Genomic DNA, 16,630 nt, shown 5'->3' on the forward strand with positions numbered 1-16,630 from the left:
GAGGTGCCGTTCTTCGAGCCTGGCCTGCCCGAGCTGCTGAGCAAGGCCCTGGAGTCGGGCCGGCTGCGGTTCACCACGTCGTATGCCGAGGCGGGTGAGTTCGGCGAGGTGCACTTCGTCTGCGTCGGCACGCCGCAGCGCCCCGGCTCGTACGCCGCCGACATCCAGTACGTCGACGCGGCCGTCAGCGAGCTCGCCCAGCACCTGCGGAGCAAGAGCCTGGTGGTCGGCAAGTCGACCGTGCCGATCGGTACCGCCGCCCGGCTGACCGGCATGGTGCGGCGGCTCGCGCCCGCCGGCGAGGAAGTGGAGCTGGCCTGGAATCCGGAGTTTCTGCGGGAGGGCTTCGCGGTCGACGACACCCTCAGGCCGGACCGGCTGGTCTTCGGCGTGGCGTCGCCGTGGGCCGAGGAGCGGCTGCGGGCCGCCTTCGCGCCGGTGCTGGCGCAGGGGACCCCGGTGGTGGTCACCGACCTGGCGACGGCGGAGCTGGTGAAGGTCGCGGCGAACTCGTTCCTGGCGACGAAGATTTCGTACATCAACGCGATGGCGGAGGTGTGTGAGGGGACCGGCGCGGATGTGCACGATCTGGCGGCGGCGCTCGCCTATGACGATCGGATCGGTGGCCGGTTCCTCAAGCCCGGTCTGGGTTTTGGCGGTGGTTGCCTGCCGAAGGACATCCGGGCGTTCATGCACCGGGCTGAGGAGTTGGGTGTGGGGCAGGCGGTGTCGTTTCTGCGTGAGGTGGACGGGATCAACAAGCGGCGCCGGGCCCGCACCGTCGACCTGGTCCGTGAGCTGGTCGGTGGTGACCTGGTGGGGGTGCGGGTGGCGGCGTTGGGGGCGGCGTTCAAGCCGAACTCGGACGATATCCGGGATGCGCCGGCGTTGGATGTGGCCAGCACGTTGCACGAGGAGGGTGCGGTGGTGCGGGTCTTCGACCCGGTCGCGATGGACAATGCGCGGCGGGTGCATCCGGAGTTGGCTTACGGCGAGGGTGCGTTGGACGTGGCCCGGGACGCCGACGTGGTGGTGCTGCTGACCGAGTGGGCCGAATTCCGCGAGATCGACCCCGAGGTGATGGGGCGCGCGGTCAGCCACCGCCGCATCGTGGACGGCCGGCACGCTCTCGACGCCGGGCAGTGGCGGGCCGCGGGCTGGGAGTACCGGGCCCTCGGCCGCCCCTGAACGCCCCGCTCAGGTGGAGAGGGAGGCGGGCCGGAAGAGCCCGTCCGGGTCGTACCGCCGCCACACCTCGGTCACGGCGGTGCCGGTCTCGCCCGGGTAGATCCGCTGGAACGCGGCGGGGGTGAGCCGGCTCTCGAAGTTGACGTAGGCCCCGTCCATCCGTTTCGAGACGCCGCGCCAGGTGGCGTCGAGGGCGGCCGGACCGTCCGGCGGAAACACCGAGGCGACGACGAGCGTGTCCTGGTGCCGGTGCGGGTACGCGGTGGCGTCCGCCGGGACGTCGTTGACCGCACCGCCCACGGAACGGAGCTGGACGAGCGCGCGGCCGGAGCGGGCCATCGCCATGATCGCGCGAGCGTCCCCTTCGGACATTCCGGCCAGCAGTCCGTTGGTGGTGATGGCGGGCTGCTGACCGGTGTTCGGGTGCAGGTGCGCCGTGGGCACGAGCGCGGTGTACGGCATCGTGTCGGTGCGGTGGTCGAGCAGGTCGCCGATCGCAAGGAGCGGCGCGACGAGCGTACGGGCCCGCTTGGGGCTGCCGTCGGCGACCACCGCCGTGATCGACATGACCGTCGACGGCCCGTACGGCATCAGCATCACCGCGGTGGAGAGCTCCCGTGGCGCCTCCGCGAGGTACCGGGCCCAGCGGTGGAGCGTGTCGCCGTCCGGGCCGGCCGCGACGGCGATCTGCGCCACGCCGACGTCCCGTACCCGGGTCGCCTCGATCTCGAAGGCCACGACGATCCCGATCCCGGCACCGGCGCCGCGTACCGCCCAGAACAGCTCCGGTTCGCGGTCGGCGTCGGCGCGCACGACGGTGCCGTCCGCCAGCACCACCTCGACCGCGCGGACGTGGTCGATGGTGAGGCCGTACTGGCGTACCAGCCAGCCGATCCCGCCACCGGTGGCCAGGCCGCCGGCGCCGACGTTGCCGTGGTCGCCGGAGCTGATCGCCAGCCCGTACGGGGCCAGGGCCTTGGCGACGTTCGCCCACCGGGCGCCGGCCCCGACCCGGACCAGCCGGGTGCCCGGGTCCAGCACCTCGACCTGGTCGAGCGCGGACAGGTCGACGACCAGGCCGCCGTCGTTCGTACCCGCGCCGGTGAGCCCGTGACCGCCACTGCGTACCGCCAGCGGCAGCCCCTGCTCGCGGGCGAAGCGGACGGCGGCCACCACCTCTCTCGTGTCCCGCGGCAGCAGGATGGCCGCCGGCGCGCCCCGCGTCGTGTACGTCGAGCGCAGCGCCGCGTACCGGCGGTCGCCGGGCGTGACGACGTTGCCGCCGAACTCCCGGGGTGGGGTGGAGAGCGCCGGTTTCATCGCTGCTCCCGCCTCTGCCGCACCTGCTCGCGCACGCCCGGGACCACCTGGTCGACGAAGAGCTTCAGCTGCGCCTCGGCCGCGGTGACCGGCCAGAAGACGAAGGTGTCGAACCCGAGGTCGACCGCCCAGGTGGTCAGCGTGTCGATCCACGTCCGCGGGTCGCCGACGAGGCCGGTACCGCCCCGGTGGGATCCGATCGCGCCGATCACGTTGTAGACGCGGCGTACCGCCGCGGGGTCCCGGCCGGCCTCCCGCGCGGCCTTGTCGATGATCCGCTGCCGGGACGGCACCTGCGCCGGCGGCACGTAGATGTTGAGCGGGGAGATCCAGCCGTCGCTGTGGCGGCCGGTCACCTCGAGCATGCGCGCCTTCTGGCTGCCCAGCCAGATCGGGACCGGCGCCGGCGGCACCGGGCCGGCGGCGTACCCCTCGATGTGGTGTTGTTCGCTGTTCAGCCGCACCCCGCCGCCGGCCAGCGCGCGGCGCATGACCTGCAGCGACTCGGCGGTGTAGGCGACCATCTCCGGGCCGGGACGCCGGACGCCGCCCATGGCGGCGATCGCGTCCGCGCTCGCCCCGCCGCCGACGCCGAGGACCAGCCGGCCCCCGGTGAGGACGCTCAGCGACGCGGCGGCCTTGGCCAGCATCGTGGGCGGGCGCAGTTGCAGGTCGGCGACGTCGGTGAAGAAGGCGATCCGGTCGGTATCCGCGGACAGGTGGCTGATCATCGTCCACGTGTCGAGGTAGTCAGGTTGGTAAGGGTGGTCCTGGACGGCGAGGTAGTCGAGCCCGCCGCCCTCCGCGAGCCCGGCCAGCCGTCGCGTCTCGGCCAGCCGGCCGGCGGAGGGGTCGAGGCTCAGCCCGAAGGAGATCGGGTGTCCGTAGTCGGTCATGGGCTCAATGCTCCGGGGCCGGCGTCGCTGGGCAAACCCGAGATGAGTAACTAATCTTTGGTAAGTGACTGAACATCCGCCGACTGAACGCCCGCCCACTGGACATCCGCCGACTGGACATCCGCCCGCGGACCGCCGCCCCGAGCCGCGCATCGACGAGCCGAGCTGCCGCACGTTCCAGGACTCGCTCGACCTGGTCGGCCGCCGGTGGACCGGCGCGATCCTGCTCGCCGCGGAGCGCGGCGCCCGCCGGTTCCGCGACTACCGGGCCGCCGTGACCGGCATCTCCGACCGGCTGCTCGCCCAGCGGCTCAAGGAGCTCGAACAGGACGGGCTGCTGGAGCGCACCGTCATCCCCAGCACCCCGGTCCAGATCATGTATGCGCTGAGCCCCGAGGGCCAGGAGCTGATGTCGGTGCTGCGGCCACTCGTCGACTGGAGCTACCGGCGCCACCTGCGCGCGGCCGGCGCCCCTCGATAAAGGCCCCTCGACAAAGCCGGCGGCGGCCCTCGGCCGGCGGCCGCGGCGGCCGGAGATCTGACAGCCGGCCGGTCAGACCAAGGACAGAACGACCTATCGATCTAAACATCTGCATACATTCCGCTCTGTGGCCCGGTGCTCCCGCCGGGCCGATCAAGAGGGGGGAATGTACATGCGACTCAGTCCATCGGTGGGCCGGCTGCGTTCGGCGGTCCTGGTCGGCGGGGCGGTCCTGGGCCTCGCGGTAGCGGGCATGGCCCCGCCCGCGGTGGCCGCGCCCGCCGCGGCGGCCGACCCGCACGCCGCGGTCGCCGACGACAAGGCGCCGCCGCGGGGCGGGCACCTGCTGGCCAGTGCCGCCGGCGCGGGCGGGGCCGGCGCCTCGGGTACCGCCGGCACGGGCGTCCTCACGCCCACCAAGTCGCCCGTGGTCGCCGGGAAGCCGCCGGCCGGGCACCTCACCGAGTCGGTGATCGGTACGGACAGCCGGGTCCGGGTCAACCCGACCACGACGTACCCGACCAGCGCGATCGTGCAGATCGTCCGCACCGCCGGCACCAGCACGTTCGGCTGCACCGGCTGGCTCTACGGCGCGAGCATCGTCGCGACCGCGGGCCACTGCGTGCACCCCGGCGGCGGGGCGGACGGCGGCGGGGGCAACGGCTTCTACCCGCGCGCCAACTTCACGATCATCCCGGCCCGCAACGGCGGCACCAACCCGTTCGGCACCTGTACGGCCACGCAGCTGCTGTCGGTCAACGGCTGGACCGCCAGCGGCAACGAGGGCAACGACTACGGCGCGATCCGGCTCAGCTGCAGCGCCGGCAACAGCACCGGCACGTTCGGCCTGTGGTGGCAGAGCGCCTCGCTGGACGGGGCCGCGACGACGGTCTCCGGCTATCCGTGTGACAAGACCTTCGGCGAGCAGTGGCGGCACGCCGGCATGACCGTCACCGTCACGCAGACCCAGCAGGTCTTCTACCAGAACGACACGGCCGGCTGCCAGAGCGGCAGCCCGGTCTACCAGAACCGGGCGGCCGGCAGCGCGTTCTGCACCGGCCAGTGCGTGATGGCCATCCACGCGTACGGGCTGCACGGGTCGTCGCCGCACTCGACGAACAACCACGGCACCCGCATCACCGAGGCGGTCTTCAACAACCTGATCACCTGGCGCGGCTGACCGGCCGGCCCGCACTCCGGGGTGGCCCGCGCCCAGCGGGTCGCCCCGGAACCGGTCCGGCCGGCGGCGCGTCGGATCGAAGGTCAGCGCCGGCCACCATGAAGGAGCATCCCGTGCGGATCCCACGCCCGTGGACGATCGCCCTGCTCGCGGCGGTGCCACTCCTGCTCGGCGCGGCCCTGGTCGTCGCCACCGGCGACCGGCCGGTCTCCGACACCGACCCCACCCCGGCGCCCGCCGGCTCGCCGGTCATGGGCGCGATCGCCGGCACCGTCACGCGCCCGGACGGCACCCCGGTCGCCGACGCCGGCGTACTCGTCGCGTCGCTGGACGACCCGCCCGTGGCCGTACCGGAGATCGGGGTGCGCACCGGCGCCGACGGCCGGTACGAGTGGTGGCTGCGCCCCGGCCCGTACGAGGTGACCGCCGTGGCCGGCACGGTGAAAGCGGCGGGGACCGCCACCGTGGTCCCCGGCCGGAGCGTCACCCTCGACCTGACGGCGGGCTGAGCCGGCCGGCCGGATCGCCTGCGGGTCAACCGTCCGGTCTGCCCGGACGTCCTGGTGGGCGGTTCACGCCGGGGCGGTCGTTGCGAAGAATGGACGCGATGACCGGCGACCAGATCGAGCGACCGCGACCCGGGCGCCGGCTCAGCCGCAAGGTGCTGCTGACCGCGGCCAGCCCGGTCCTGGCGGCGCTGGTCGGGGTCCTGACCAACCTGGCCACCAACGGTTGGAACTGGTGGCTGGTCATCGGCCTGGCGGTGGCCGTGCTGGTCACCGCGGTACTGGCGATCTGGCTCGACGGGCCTCGGTCGCAGCCGGAGCCGGCCGCCCGGGTGGAGCCGCAGCCCCCGCCGCCCGCTGCCGCCGCACCGGCGATGGCCCGCAAGCCACCGGCCAACACCGTGCCCCGCCCGGACCTCGCCGACGCCGTGTGGCGGCTGCTGGCCGGGGACGCCGGGCCGGGCGTGGTCAGCCTGGAAGGGCCGGGCGGGTTCGGCAAGACCACGCTGGCGATGCTGCTCTGCGACCGGCCGGAGGTCGCCGGACGGTTCCCGGGCGGGGTGCTCTGGGCCACCGTCGGCGACGGCACGGCCGGGGCCGGGCTGGCGGCCGAGGTCGGGCGGCTCTGCGAGGCGCTCTCCGGCGACCGCCCGAGCACCGCCGATCCGGACCTGGCCGGCCAGCGCCTCGGCGACCTGCTCGCCGAGCGGGAGCCGGTGCTCATGGTCGTCGACGACGTTTGGCGGGCCGACCAGCTCGAACCGTTCCTGCACGGCGGCGCCGGGTGCCGGCGCCTGGTCATCACCCGCAACGCCGCAGTGGCCCCGCCGGCCGCCGAACGGGTGCACGTGGAGGCGATGACCGAGGCGGAGGCGACCCGGGTGCTGGCCGCCGGCGCGGCGGGGACGGCGCCGCAGACGATGGCCCGCCTGCTCGCGCTCACCGGTCGCTGGCCGGTCCTGGTGGGGCTCGCGGCCGGCGCGATCGAGGCGTACCAGGCCGACGGCGCGACCGCCGAGGCCGCCGCCGTCTGGGTCGCCGACCAGCTCGCCCGGCACGGTCCGACCGCGGTCGACGTCGACGACGCCGGCAGCCGCGAACGGGCGGTGGCGGCCACCCTGGGTACCAGCCTGCGCCTGCTCTCCGACGTGGAGCGGGAGTGCTACGCGGACCTCGCGGTGCTCCCACCCCGGGCGGTGGCCGACGAGGAGGCCCTGGCCCTGCTGTGGAGCGGCCGGGACGTGACCGGCGCCCAGGTCGCCCTGGTGCACCGCAAGCTGGTCCGGCTGCGGCTGGCCGGCGGGCGCTGGACCGAGCGGGGCGGACCGGCCCTGCAGTTGCACGACGTGATCGGCGCGTACCTGCGCCACGCCCTGGACGAGGCGGAGCTCGCCGCCCGGCAGCGGCGGTTCGTCGACGCGGCCCGGCGCCTGCTGCCCTCGTCCACGGTCGGCTGGCGCGGAGCCTGGTGGCAGCTGCCACCCGAGGGCGGGTACCTCTGGGACAACCTGGCGTTCCACCTGAACGCCGCCGGCTACGACCGGGAGCTGGCCGCGACGGTCTGCGACCCGCGCTGGGTGGAGGCGCGGACCCGGGTCGCGGGTACCGCCGCGGCGGCCGCCGGCGATCTGGAGCTGGTCGACACGCCCGAGGCCACGGCCCTACGGGAGGCCCTGCGCCGCTCCGGGCACCTGCTCGGCCGGATGGAACCGGCCGCCGCGCTCGGCGCGACCCTGGCGAGCCGGCTCGGCGCCGTACCCGAGCTGGCCGGCGCCGTCGCGGCGTACGCGGCGCAGCTGCCCCGGCCCCGGCTGGCCAACCGGTGGCCGCTGCCCGACACCACGCCGACCCGCGCCGACCGGCACTCGGCCGGCGTGGAGCACCTCGCGGTCTCGCCCGACGGGCGGCTGCTCGCCTCGGCCAGCGCCGACAACACCGTCCGCCTCTGGTCCACCGTGGACGGCAGCCCGCTGGGCGTCCTCCGTGGACACACCGCGGTCATCCACTGCTGTTCCTTCTCCGCCGACGGCACGATGCTGGCCAGCTCGTCGGGGGACGGCACGGTGCGGATCTGGGACCCGCTCACCCAGGCGCCCCTGCGCACGATCCGGGGACACGACGGCCGGGTGCAGGCCGTCCGGTTCACATTGGACGGTGCGATGCTGGTCACCGCCGGGGGAGAGGGCGCGCTGCGGCTGTCCCGCACCGACGACGGCACCCTGGTACGCGAGCTGGCCGGCCACACCGCCCGGGTGCACAACTGCGCGGTGAGCCCGGACGGCCGTACCGTCGCCTCCGTCGACGCGGCCGGCGCCGTCCGGGCCTGGGACGCCGCCACCGGGGCCGCGCTCTTCGCCAACGACGGGCACCGGGGGCGGGTCTGGGGGTGCGCCTTCTCGCCGGACGGGCGGCTGCTGGCGACCAGCGGCGACGACAGCGAGATCAAGCTGTGGCGGGTGTCCGACGGCGCCCAGGTCGGTGCGCTCGCCGGGCATCAGGGCAAGGTCTACGACCTGGCCTTCAGCGCGGACGGGCAGTGGCTGGCCAGCGCCGGCGCGGACCGCACGGTCCGGCTCTGGGACGCCGCCTCCGGCGCCCACCTGCGAACGCTGGACGGGCACGGCTGGGAGGTGTGGGCCTGCGCCTTCGGCCCCGACGGCCGGCTGTTCAGCGCGGACGGCGAGGCCGACCTGCGCGCCTGGGACCCGCGCACCGGCGGTCAGGTGTTCGAGATGACCGGCCACTCCGACGCCATCTGGGACTGCGCCTTCGCGCCCGACGGGGAGCTGCTGGCCACCGGCGGCGACGTCGACGCGCGGCTGTGGCGCCCGTCGACCGGCGAGCTGGAGCGGGTGCTGGAGCATCCCGACTGGGTGTGCGGTGTCCGGTTCTCCCCGGACGGCAAGCTGATCGCCGTCGCCGGCGGATCCGGGAGCGTGGCCCTCTGGGACGCCGAAGGCGTGACCCACCGGCACGCCCTGGCCGGGCACACGGCCGACCTGTCCCACTGCGACTTCTCGCCGGACGGCACCCGCCTGGCGACCGCCGCCCGCGACGGGACCGCGCGGCTCTGGGACACCTCCACCGGCGAGGTCACGCACGTGCTGGAGTCCGGCGTCTACGAGCTGTTCTGCTGCGCCTTCAGCCCGGACGGCGGCACCCTCGCGGTCAGCGGCGACGACGGCCTCGTGCAGCTCTGGGACACCGCGACCGGCACCCGCGAACGGGTCGTCGGCGGGCACACCGAAGACGTCAACTTCTGCGAGTTCTCACCCGACGGCGAGCTGCTGGCCAGCGGCGCCGGGGACGGCAGGCTGCGGCTCTGGCACCGGAGCACCGGCGAAGCCACCTGGCTGCCCGGCCACACCGGCGGCATCACCGCCTGCCGCTTCTCGCCGGACGGTACGCTGCTGGCCACCGCGAGCTACGACCAGAGCATCCGGGTCTGGCACGTCGCCGAACGCCGCTGCGTCTGCGCGCTCCGGGTCGACTCACCGCTGTACTCGTGCGCCTGGCGCCCCGACGGCACCGGGATCGCCGCCGCCGGCCTGCACGGCACCTACCTGTTCGACTATCTGCCCTGACGCTCCCGGGCTTCCCGGGCTTCCGGACGGACAGATTTACGCGTGTGGTCACCGCCCTCGCCGCCGCGTTGACGGCGGTCGTGGTCACCCAGGCCAGCCCCGCGTCGGCGCACGGCTCCGTCACCGACCCGCCCTCGCGCAACTACGGCTGCTGGGAGCGGTGGGGCGACGACCACCTCAACCCCAACATGGCGCAGACCGACCCGATGTGCGCCCAGGCCTGGCAGGCCAACCCCAACACGATGTGGAACTGGAACGGGCTGTACCAGGCCCAGGTGGACGCGGGCAGCCGCACCGGCCGGCACGTCGTGTACACGATCTGGCAGGCGAGCCACCTCGACCAGCCGTACTACCTGTGCAGTGACGTGATCTTCGGCGGCGGCACCAACCCGACCACGCCGCCGGTGACGACGCCACCGGTGACCACCCCGCCGGTGACCACGCCTCCGGCCACCACCCCGCCGGTGACCACGCCCCCGCCGGGCAACGGCGCCTGCACCGCGACGTACACGAAGACCAGCGAGTGGGGCGGCGGCTTCAACGCCAGCGTCACGGTCCGCGCCGGCAACGCCGCCATCTCCGGGTGGACGGTGAGCTGGACCTGGCCCAACGGCCAGAGCATCACCAGTTCCTGGAACGCGACGATAACCGCGAGCGGGTCGTCGATCACCGCCACGAACGCCGCGTACAACGGCGCGCTGGCGGCCAACGCCTCGACCAGCTTCGGCTTCACCGGCAGCTGGAACGGCACGAACACCGCACCGACCCTGAGCTGTACGGCCAGATAGCGGTACGGTCAGGTAGGGGAGACATCCCGCGCGGGGGTGGCACCGGTTCGGTGCCACCCCCGTCCACTGTGGCGTCGCCGGTGCTTTTGTCGGCAGGGACGAAACTTCTGTCCGCGGCCCCGGCGACTATTGACGAAGACATCGATGACGGTGCAATATTTCGGAACGATGTCGCGAAAGCGCTCTCTCGGCACCGCCGCACGGGCGGCGGGGAGGGCGGTCGGTGTCGTGGCGTGATCGGCGCACGCCTGTCTGCAAGTCGTACGACAGGAAGCGAGACCACCGATCATGTTTCGAAGATTGGCGTTCTGCGTCGCCATCCTCGTGGCCGCCATGGGGTTCACCGCGGTCCCGGCACAGGCCGCGGCCGACTTCAACGTCCTGGTCTTCAGCAAGACCGCCGGCTTCCGGCACGACTCGATCCCCGCCGGCATCGCGGCGATCCAGCAACTCGGCGCGCAGAACAACTTCACCGTCGAGGCCACCGAGGACGCGGCCCAGTTCACCGCCGCCAACCTGGCCCGCTTCCAGGCGGTCGTCTGGCTCTCCACCACCGCCGACGTGCTCAACGCCAGCCAGCAGACCGCGTTCGAGAACTACATCCGGGGCGGCGGCGGGTACGTGGGCGTCCACGCCGCGTCCGACACCGAGTACGACTGGCCCTGGTACGGCAACCTGGTCGGCGCCTACTTCGCCAGCCACCCCGCCAACCAGAACGCCACGGTCCGGATCGAGGACACCACCCACCCGTCGACCGCCGGCCTGCCGGTGGCCTGGAACCGGCTCGACGAGTGGTACAACTACCGGACCAACCCGCGCTCGCAGACGCACGTACTGGCCACTTTGGACGAGAGCACGTACACCGGTGGCTCGATGGGCGGTGACCACCCGATCGCGTGGTGCCGCGGCTTCGACGGCGGCCGCTCCTGGTACACCGGCATGGGGCACACCATCGAGAGCTACGCCGAGGCCAACTTCCGCACCCACCTGCTCGGCGGCATCCGGTACGCGGCGCAGGGCACCGGCAACTGCTCGACCGGCCAGCAGCCGCAGCCCGGCTACGCCCAGGTGACCCTCGCCAAGGGCGTCGGCGAGGTCGGCGAGCCGATGGGCCTCACCGTGCTGCCCAACCGGGGCGTGCTGCACACCTCCCGGGACGGCACGATCCGGTACACGGACCCGGCCGGCAACACGAAGGTGGCGCTGACCATCCCGGTGTACAGCCACGACGAGGAGGGGCTGCAGAGCATCAAGGCCGACCCCAACTTCGCCGCCAACCGGTGGGTCTACGTCTACTACGCCCCGCCGCTCTCCACCCCGCCCGGCGACGCACCGTCGACCGGCACGGCCGCCCAGTTCGCGCCCTTCAACGGGGTGAACCGGCTGTCCCGGTTCACCGTCAACGCCGACTTCACGCTCGACCCCAACTCGGCGGTCACGGTCCTGGACGTGCCGACCAGCCGCGGCATGTGCTGCCACGTCGGCGGCGACATCGACTTCGACGCGGCCGGCAACCTCTACCTGTCCACAGGGGACGACACCAACCCGTTCGACTCCAGCGGGTACACCCCGATCGACGAGCGCGCCGACCGCAACCCGGCCTTCGACGCGCAGCGCACGTCGGGCAACAGCAACGACCTGCGCGGCAAGGTCCTGCGCATCAAGCCCAACACCACCGGCGGGTACAGCGTCCCGGCCGGCAACATGTTCGCGCCCGGTACCGCGGGCACCCGGCCCGAGATCTACGCGATGGGCTTCCGCAACCCGTTCCGGATGGCCGTGGACCGGGCGACCGGCACGGTGTACCTCGGCGACTACGGCCCGGACGCCGGCACCAGCGACCCCAACCGCGGGCCGGCCGGCACGGTCTCCTTCGAGCGGATCACCCAGCCCGGCTTCTACGGCTGGCCGTACTGCTCGAACTACAACACCCCGTACGTCGACTTCACGTTCCCGTCCGGCCCCTCGGGTGCCGCGTTCAACTGCACCGGCGGCCCGGTGAACAACTCGCGCAACAACACCGGCATCACCCAGCTCCCGCCCTCCCAGACGGCCTGGCTGCCGTACGGGGGTGGGCAGGACCCGCCGGCGCTCTGCTGCGGCAGTCTCTCGCCGATGGGCGGCCCGGTCTACAACTACAGCGCCGCGCTCGCCTCGGACGTGAAGTTTCCGGCGTCGATGAACGGCAGGGTGTTCCTCGGCGAGTTCGGCCGGCGCTGGATCAAGACGGCCACCGTGACCGGCTCCGGCGGGGTGGGCACGATCGAGCCGTTCCCGGCCTTCACCGGCACCCAGGTGATGGATCTCGAGTTCGGCCCGGACGGCGCGCTGTACGTGCTCGACTACGGCACCGGCTGGTTCGGCGGCGACGCCAACTCCGCCCTCTACCGCATCGAGTACAACACCGGCAGCGGCCGGGCCCCGGTCGCCTCCGCCGCCGCCACCCCCACGAGCGGCAACGCGCCGCTGACCGTGCGGTTCAGCTCGGCCGGCTCCAGCGACCCGGACGGCGACGCGATCAGCTACGCGTGGGACTTCACCACGAACGGCAGCACCGACTCGACCGCGGCCAACCCGTCGTTCACGTACCCGGCCAACGGCGAGTTCACCGCCACGCTCACGGTGACCGACAGCACCGGCCGCAGCGCGACGGCGAGCGTGGTGATCGGGGTGGGCCGCCCGACGGTCACCCTCGGCCAGCCGGTCAACGGGCGGGTCTTCGCCTTCGGCGACGCCATCCCGTACCAGGTCACGGTCAGCGACCCGAACTCGCCGACCGTCGACTGCACCCGGGTACGGGTCAACTACATCCTCGGCCACGACAGCCACGGCCACCCGATCACCAGCGCGACCGGATGCTCGGGCACGATACAGACCACTGTGGACGGTGAGCACGACGCCAACGCCAACATCTTCGGCGTCATGGTCGCCGAGTACACCCCGGTCGGCTCGACCACGCCGGTGACCTCGCCGCAGGCGGTGCTCCAGCCGCGCACCCGGCAGGCCGAGCACTACGGCGGCCAGCAGAACACCACGATCGTGGCCAAGCCGTCGGCCCAGGGCGGCAGCGCGGTCGGGTACATCGAGAACGGCGACTGGATCTCGTTCACGCCGTACAACCTGAGCGGGGTCACGTCGTTCACCGCGCGGGTCGCCTCGGCCGGCGTCGGCGGCACCATCTCGCTGCGGACCGGCTCGGCCAGCGGGCCTGTCGTCGGCACCGCGACGGTCGCGCCGACCGGCGGCTGGGAGACCTGGACCGACGTCACCGGCACGATCACGCCACCGTCCGGCACGCAGAACCTGTTCCTGGTCTTCACCGGCGGGGCCGGATCGCTCTTCGACATCGACGCCTTCACGTTCGGCGCCGGTACGCCCCCGCAGTCGGGCAACCTCGCGCTGAACAAGCCGGCCACGGCGTCCAGTGTGGAGGCGGCGGCGTACCCGGCGTCGGCCGCGGTGGACGCCTCGCCGACCACCCGATGGTCCAGCGCCTTCTCCGATCCGCAGTGGATCCAGGTGGACCTCGGTGCCACCTACGGCATCGATCGGGTGCGGTTGGTGTGGGAGGCGGCGTACGGTTCGGCGTACCAGATCCAGACGTCGGCCAACGGCAGTACGTGGACGACGGTGCGGTCGGTGACCGGTGGCAACGGCGGTGAGGACGACAACACCGGGTTGGCGGCGTCCGGCCGGTACGTGCGGATCAACGGCACCGCTCGCGGCACCGCCTGGGGGTACTCGCTGTTCACGCTGGAGGTCTACGGCGGCTGAGCCGCCACGTTCGACGGACGCCGCCGCCCTGAGGGTGGCGGCGTCCCGCGTGGCGCCGGGAGCCGCTACGCCGGTTCGGCGCCGGCCCGCAGGTCGCCGAGCAGCTCGGCCTGGCTGGTGAGCACCTCGGTGAGGATCCGCCGGGCGACCGCCAGCAGCTCGGCGACCTGGGGGCTGACCAGCGAGTAGTACACCGCCGACCCGTCCCGCCGGGTGACCACCAGGTTGGCCCGGCGCAGGACGGCCAGCTGCTGCGACAGGTGTGCCGCCTCGATGCCGACCTCGGGCAGCAGCTCGGAGACCGCGTGCTCGCGGGCCGCCAGCAGCTCCAGCACCCGGATCCGGGCCGGATGCCCCAGCGTCTTGAAGAACTCGGCCTTGACCTGGTACAGCGGCGCACTCACAGGACCACCCCTTCCAGAGGGACACGCTACGGGTCCGCTCCCGGGCCAGGGGCACCGCTCGGTGGTGACGCCGCACATTCTGGCCGGTCGGGGCGGGCGGGCCACCCTTCCGGCCTCACAGATTGCCAAATTTAGCAACTGGTAATAACGGCATCCTTCCGGGGGTGAACGGATCTCCCCACCGGGCCGGTCGGCCAGAAGTCGCATCTTCCCGCTGCACCGGGGTTCGGGGCCGTGCCAGGCTGCCAGCCGACCGGGCGCCGCGTCGTGGGCGCCGACGGAGAGTGATGGGGCAGGGTGCAATGGCTTCGATAGAGACCACGCTCAAGGACGCGATGGCCATCGAGGGGGCGGTCGGTGTCGCCCTCGTCGACTACTCCAGCGGCATGACGCTGGGCGCGGCGGGCGGTTCGGCCGAGCTCGACATGGCGGTGGCGGCGGCCGGAAACACCGACGTCGTGCGGGCCCAGATGCGGGCGATGGAGCTGCTCGACCTCGACGACACCATCGAGGACATCCTCATCACCCTGGACACGCAGTACCACCTGATCCGCCCGCTGAGCGCCCGGGGCGCCCACGGGCTCTTCCTCTACCTCGCCCTCAACAAGGCCCGGGCCAACCTCGGCCTCGCGCGCCACCAGCTCCGGCGGATCGAGGCCGCCGTCGAGGTCTGACCGGACACCGGCGTGAGAATCTTCACGCCGGCCGCCCCCGGGCCCCGTTCACTAGATCATCTTCGGTCGATCGGCCCGCGCCGGAAATCGTTGCCGCGTCAAGGGAAGCGGCGCCCGGGGCGCGGCCGGACCGCCGACGCGCCGGTCATGATCAGCTAGCAGGGCACCTGAGCAGCCGTTTTATTGTGAGGAGGGGGTGCGACGAGGTCGCGTCGAGGAGATGGGGGTTGTGCGCGTCGTGAGTGGGTTCGCCACCCGGTCGTGGGAAGGTCTGACCATCCCGGCACCGGGGACATACCAGCTCGATCCAGCACACAAGCGGATCGGTTTCCTGGCCCGGCACATGATGGTCAGCCCGGTGCGCGGCGAGTTCGCGGCGGCGACCGCCGAGATCACCGTTGCCGACGACCCGCTGGAGTCGTCGGTGACCGCCACCATCGACACGACGAGCATCACCACCGGCAGCGCCGACCGCGACGCGCACCTGAGCAGCGCGGACTTCCTCGACGTCGCCAACTACCCGACGCTGGAGTACCGCAGCACCGGCATCGGCCGCCTGGAGACCGAGGACCCGATCTTCTTCTGGGCCCGCCTCAAGGGCTACCGGCAAGGGCTGCGCGACGGTGGCAGCCCGGCCTCCCGGCAGGCCGCCGGCCGGTTCGTGCTCAGCGGCGAACTCACCGTCAAGGCCGTCACCCGCCCGGTCGACCTGCAGGTCGAGTTCGGCGGCGCCCGCCGTGACCCGTACGGGCAGGAGATCTTCGGCTTCAGCGCCAGCGCCGAGATCAACCGCGAAGACTACGGCCTGCTCTGGAACGTCGCCCTGGAGACCGGCGGCGTCCTGGTCGGCCGGACCGTCCAGATCGAGATCGCCGGCGAGGCCATCCGCCAACCCTGACCGCTCTCTCCCGATTTCCAGCTTATTTGCCGGTCCGCGCGGGTTTGGGGTCGCGCTGCCCGCCGGACCCGAGGCATGTGTGCGCGAAGCTCTGGAGCTGCCCGCACAGACGGGGCACTCGCCCCGCAACCCTGACCCGCTCCACTCCGCCGCCCCGCGTGGCGGGCAGCGTCCACTGCCCCCATCCGCTGCCCAGGTCTCGAGCTGGGCGGGGTTGCCGCAGAAACCTGGTTTCTGCGCGGGTCTTGAGCTGGGCGCACGGGCGGGGCAGCTCGAGAGCTTCCCGCATGCGGCTATGGCGCCGCCCGCGGGCGGCGCCGTGCGCGGGCCCGCCGGCGGGGTGACCGCGACCGGGCGCGGAGGGTGAGGCCGCGGGAGCAACGGTCCGGACCACGGCGGACGTCGCGGTAGCTCAAGTCTTTTGAAGGCGCTCGGTGAACGGTGCTGGACCGCCGGCGCTGCCGGTGCGGTGACCGCTTGCCGGTGAGCGCGCCCACAACGGGCATGAAGGCGCGCGGCGTGGGGTACGGAGAGTGTCACCCTTATGTGACACGAAGGTGATCGGCATGACGATCTCCATACCGGAGCAGGTGACCACGCCGGCCTACCGCGAGTACGTGCACTATCTGCGCGGCAAGCTCGTCAAGGCGGAGGCCGGGCTGGCCTCGATGAACGACAGGTACCACCGGGCCAAGGCGAACTTCGACCGCACCCAGGCCCGGCGCGGGATCACGCCCGAGACGGACGTGGTCAACTACATCGAGCTCAAGTCGATGAACCCCGAGCTCAAGTTCTGGTACTCCAAAGTGGAGCACTACCAGCGCGAGGTGGCCGCCTACGGCACGGCGCTGACCGCGTTGGAGGCCGCGCACCGGATGCTCGGCGCGGACGACAACTGGATGGACGACGAGGTCCCGATCTCGCCGGCCACCTGAGC

The 16,630-nt window shown here is 72.8% G+C and carries 13 protein-coding genes; 10 read left to right on the plus strand and 3 right to left on the minus strand.

The annotated features are described in order from the left end of the window. On the plus strand, positions 1 to 1,188 hold a 1,188-nt coding region (locus RB614_RS33415), incomplete at its 5' end, for a UDP-glucose dehydrogenase family protein (protein ID WP_308716694.1). Positions 1,189 to 1,197: 9 nt separating this feature from the next. Here the strand turns inward: RB614_RS33415 and RB614_RS33420 are convergent. Together RB614_RS33420 and RB614_RS33425 are read right to left on the minus strand one after the other, a co-directional pair. After that, positions 1,198 to 2,508: an FAD-binding oxidoreductase gene (locus tag RB614_RS33420; RefSeq protein ID WP_308716695.1), complete on the minus strand. Its 1,311-nt coding sequence runs from the start codon at positions 2,506 to 2,508 to the stop codon at positions 1,198 to 1,200. Beyond that, positions 2,505 to 3,404 (minus strand): LLM class flavin-dependent oxidoreductase, encoded by a 900-nt coding sequence (locus tag RB614_RS33425; protein ID WP_308716696.1) that lies wholly within the window; start codon positions 3,402 to 3,404, stop codon positions 2,505 to 2,507. Before RB614_RS33425 ends, RB614_RS33420 begins: the two co-directional genes overlap by 4 nt. Positions 3,405 to 3,468: 64 nt before the next feature. Between RB614_RS33425 and RB614_RS33430 the strand changes: the two genes are divergently transcribed. From RB614_RS33430 to RB614_RS33455, 6 genes are all read left to right on the plus strand, one after another. Beyond that, a complete protein-coding gene (locus RB614_RS33430; protein WP_308716697.1) occupies positions 3,469 to 3,885 on the plus strand; it encodes a winged helix-turn-helix transcriptional regulator in 417 nt (138 codons plus the stop codon). A gap of 172 nt (positions 3,886 to 4,057) precedes the next feature. Further along, positions 4,058 to 5,065 carry a trypsin-like serine peptidase gene (locus RB614_RS33435; protein WP_308716698.1) on the plus strand — a complete coding sequence of 336 codons (1,008 nt, stop codon included), beginning with the start codon at positions 4,058 to 4,060 and terminating at the stop codon, positions 5,063 to 5,065. A gap of 113 nt (positions 5,066 to 5,178) precedes the next feature. After that, complete coding sequence (locus RB614_RS33440) at positions 5,179 to 5,574, plus strand: carboxypeptidase-like regulatory domain-containing protein (protein ID WP_308716699.1); 396 nt, start codon at positions 5,179 to 5,181, stop codon at positions 5,572 to 5,574. Between the two features lie 98 nt (positions 5,575 to 5,672). Beyond that, a complete protein-coding gene (locus RB614_RS33445; RefSeq protein ID WP_308716700.1) occupies positions 5,673 to 9,155 on the plus strand; it encodes a WD40 domain-containing protein in 3,483 nt (1,160 codons plus the stop codon). Between the two features lie 44 nt (positions 9,156 to 9,199). Further along, entirely contained in the window at positions 9,200 to 9,943 is a 744-nt protein-coding gene (locus RB614_RS33450; RefSeq protein ID WP_308716701.1) for a cellulose binding domain-containing protein, read from the plus strand. Between the two features lie 288 nt (positions 9,944 to 10,231). After that, positions 10,232 to 13,717, plus strand: coding sequence for a ThuA domain-containing protein (locus RB614_RS33455; protein WP_308716702.1), 3,486 nt, complete (start codon positions 10,232 to 10,234; stop codon positions 13,715 to 13,717). Positions 13,718 to 13,782: 65 nt separating this feature from the next. On the opposite strand, the gene RB614_RS33460 is transcribed toward RB614_RS33455, so the two are convergent. Then, positions 13,783 to 14,121: an ArsR/SmtB family transcription factor gene (locus RB614_RS33460; RefSeq protein WP_308716703.1), complete on the minus strand. Its 339-nt coding sequence runs from the start codon at positions 14,119 to 14,121 to the stop codon at positions 13,783 to 13,785. A gap of 302 nt (positions 14,122 to 14,423) precedes the next feature. On the opposite strand from RB614_RS33460, the gene RB614_RS33465 reads away from it, so the two are divergent. The 3 genes from RB614_RS33465 to RB614_RS33475 all read left to right on the plus strand — a co-directional run bounded on the left by RB614_RS33465 (position 14,424) and on the right by RB614_RS33475 (position 16,628). Continuing rightward, the gene (locus RB614_RS33465) at positions 14,424 to 14,795 is read left to right on the plus strand and encodes a hypothetical protein (RefSeq protein WP_308716704.1); all 372 of its coding nucleotides are present in this window, start codon (positions 14,424 to 14,426) and stop codon (positions 14,793 to 14,795) included. A 238-nt stretch (positions 14,796 to 15,033) separates the two neighbouring features. Continuing rightward, positions 15,034 to 15,693: a YceI family protein gene (locus RB614_RS33470; protein WP_308716768.1), complete on the plus strand. Its 660-nt coding sequence runs from the start codon at positions 15,034 to 15,036 to the stop codon at positions 15,691 to 15,693. 566 nt (positions 15,694 to 16,259) lie between these two features. Beyond that, entirely contained in the window at positions 16,260 to 16,628 is a 369-nt protein-coding gene (locus RB614_RS33475) for a hypothetical protein (protein ID WP_308716705.1), read from the plus strand. Positions 16,629 to 16,630 lie beyond the last annotated feature (2 nt).

The sequence above is a fragment of the Phytohabitans maris genome, assembly GCF_031085175.1.
In the GTDB taxonomy this organism is placed as follows: Bacteria; Actinomycetota; Actinomycetes; order Mycobacteriales; family Micromonosporaceae; genus Phytohabitans; species Phytohabitans maris.

What these genes read in the sequence shown, in the direction of transcription:
- RB614_RS33420 (WP_308716695.1), bottom strand. Translation starts at nt 2,508, where the DNA reads ATGAAACCGGCGCTCTCCACCCCACCCCGGGAGTTCGGCGGCAACGTC.
- RB614_RS33465 (WP_308716704.1), top strand. Translation starts at nt 14,424, where the DNA reads ATGGCTTCGATAGAGACCACGCTCAAGGACGCGATGGCCATCGAGGGG.
- RB614_RS33435 (WP_308716698.1), top strand. Translation starts at nt 4,058, where the DNA reads ATGCGACTCAGTCCATCGGTGGGCCGGCTGCGTTCGGCGGTCCTGGTC.
- RB614_RS33445 (WP_308716700.1), top strand. Translation starts at nt 5,673, where the DNA reads ATGACCGGCGACCAGATCGAGCGACCGCGACCCGGGCGCCGGCTCAGC.
- RB614_RS33425 (WP_308716696.1), bottom strand. Translation starts at nt 3,404, where the DNA reads ATGACCGACTACGGACACCCGATCTCCTTCGGGCTGAGCCTCGACCCC.
- RB614_RS33455 (WP_308716702.1), top strand. Translation starts at nt 10,232, where the DNA reads ATGTTTCGAAGATTGGCGTTCTGCGTCGCCATCCTCGTGGCCGCCATG.
- RB614_RS33475 (WP_308716705.1), top strand. Translation starts at nt 16,260, where the DNA reads ATGACGATCTCCATACCGGAGCAGGTGACCACGCCGGCCTACCGCGAG.